The following is a 2,281-nucleotide window of genomic DNA, read 5'->3' as shown; positions in this document are numbered from 1 at the left end:
CCACGATTTAGGGGCCTTAGCTGGTGGTCTGGGCTGTTTCCCTCTCGACAATGGACCTTAGCACCCACTGTCTGTCTGCCGGGCTATACTCCTGGGTATTCGGAGTTTGGTTAGGTTTGGTAAGGCTTTGGGCCCCCCTAGCCCATCCAGTGCTCTACCCCCCAGGGTAAACACCCGACGATCTACCTCAATAGATTTCGCGGAGAACCAGCTATCTCCGAGTTTGATTGGCCTTTCACCCCTAGCCACAGCTCATCCCCGACTTTTTCAACAGGCGTGGGTTCGGCCCTCCAGTGCGTGTTACCGCACCTTCAGCCTGGCCATGGCTAGATCACTCGGTTTCGGGTCTTCTGCCAGCAACTCATTCGCCCTATTCAGACTCGCTTTCGCTACGCCTACACCTAACGGCTTAAGCTCGCTGCAAACAGAAACTCGCTGACCCATTATACAAAAGGTACGCCGTCACCCCATAAGAGGCTCCGACTGCTTGTAGGCGTCCGGTTTCAGGTCTCTTTCACTCCCCTTATCGGGGTGCTTTTCACCTTTCCCTCACGGTACTTGTTCACTATCGGTCACTAAGGAGTATTTAGGCTTGGAGGGTGGTCCCCCCATGTTCAGACAGGGTTTCACGTGCCCCGCCCTACTCGAATCCTCACCAAGACACTACGCATACGGGGCTATCACCCATTATTGCCGGACTTTCCAGACCGTTCTGCTTCTTCCTGGTAAGGCATTGGCCTGCTCCGCGTTCGCTCGCCACTACTAGCGGAATCTCTGTTGATGTCTTTTCCTCCAGGTACTGAGATGTTTCAGTTCCCCGGGTTTGCCTCATGCACCTATGTATTCAGTACATGATCCTCTTGCGAGGGGGTTGCCCCATTCGGACATCCACGGATCAAAGCCTGTTCGCGGCTCCCCATGGCTTTTCGCAGCGTACCACGTCCTTCATCGCCTCTTAGTGCCAAGGCATCCACCGAACGCCCTTCTCATTCTCACACCATCAAATCATCATTGCTGATGAAACACATGCACAGAAACCAGCCACACCCTGAGGTGGTGCCGACGTCTGTACACGACAGTGTCAGTCACACTCTTTTTGTCACCGTCTGAATGCTTCATCCGTTCTCTTAACGCCGCTCTTCAGCCTAAGCCAAACAGCAGACGGGTCAGACCAACCCGAGAACGGTACACGCAGACAGTGCACCAACCTATTCACACTCTAAAAGACCCAACATCCCTGACGCTTCATCCGACTATGCGGTGACAGGATCAGGAAACAGACTTCCCATTTCCTATGATTTTCCCAGTGACCAGATTTTGAGCTCTTCACCACATTCAGGAGACCGAAATCTCGACCAAAGGTGGTGGAGGCAGACGGGTTCGAACCGACGACCCCCTGCTTGCAAAGCAGGTGCTCTCCCAGCTGAGCTATGCCCCCAAACTCTGGTGGGCCAGGGAGGACTTGAACCTCCGACCCCACGCTTATCAAGCGTGTGCTCTAACCAACTGAGCTACTAGCCCGGGAAAATATAGGAAGGGATATGTTGACGGCGCCTTGAACTACCAGGTTCCAGGATCGTCTGGCGCCTTAGCTGATACAGCCAAGGACTTTTATTTCGGAGTTTCCCAACGTATCAGGAAACATCCTTGAAAGGAGGTGATCCAGCCGCAGGTTCCCCTACGGCTACCTTGTTACGACTTCACCCCAGTCGCTGACCCGTCCGTGGTCGGCTGCGTCCTTGCGGTTCGCTCACCGGCTTAAGGTCGAACCAACTCCCATGGTGTGACGGGCGGTGTGTACAAGGCCCGGGAACGTATTCACCGCGGCATGCTGATCCGCGATTACTAGCGATTCCACCTTCATGTACTCGAGTTGCAGAGTACAATCCGAACTGAGACGGCTTTTAGAGATCAGCACCATGTCACCATGTAGCTTCCCACTGTCACCGCCATTGTAGCACGTGTGTAGCCCAGGACATAAGGGCCATGAGGACTTGACGTCATCCCCACCTTCCTCCGGCTTGTCACCGGCAGTCTCTCTAGAGTGCCCACCTGAAAGTGCTGGCAACTAAAGACAAGGGTTGCGCTCGTTGCGGGACTTAACCCAACATCTCACGACACGAGCTGACGACAGCCATGCAGCACCTGTGCGGGAGGTCCGAAGAAATACCCATCTCTGAGTACGTCCTCCCCATGCAAGTCCTGGTAAGGTTCTGCGCGTTGCTTCGAATTAAACCACATGCTCCACCGCTTGTGCGGGCCCCCGTCAATTCCTTTGAGT

The 2,281-nt window shown here is 54.5% G+C and carries 2 tRNA genes and 2 rRNA genes; all 4 read right to left on the bottom strand.

The features are described 5' to 3' along the window. Positions 1–997: ribosomal RNA gene (locus OZD67_RS02450) — 23S ribosomal RNA — on the bottom strand; the annotation flags it as partial. A gap of 365 nt (positions 998–1,362) precedes the next feature. Then, positions 1,363–1,438 (bottom strand) — tRNA-Ala (locus OZD67_RS02445). A 6-nt stretch (positions 1,439–1,444) separates the two neighbouring features. Next, positions 1,445–1,521: transfer RNA gene (locus tag OZD67_RS02440), tRNA-Ile, on the bottom strand. Between the two features lie 129 nt (positions 1,522–1,650). Beyond that, positions 1,651–2,281, bottom strand: a 16S ribosomal RNA gene (locus OZD67_RS02435); the annotation flags it as partial.

Origin of the sequence: Wolbachia endosymbiont of Drosophila nikananu (genome assembly GCF_028981865.1) — a bacterium.
Lineage (GTDB): Bacteria > Pseudomonadota > Alphaproteobacteria > Rickettsiales > Anaplasmataceae > Wolbachia > Wolbachia pipientis_B.
This window is presented reverse-complemented; position numbering and strand designations above follow the sequence as displayed.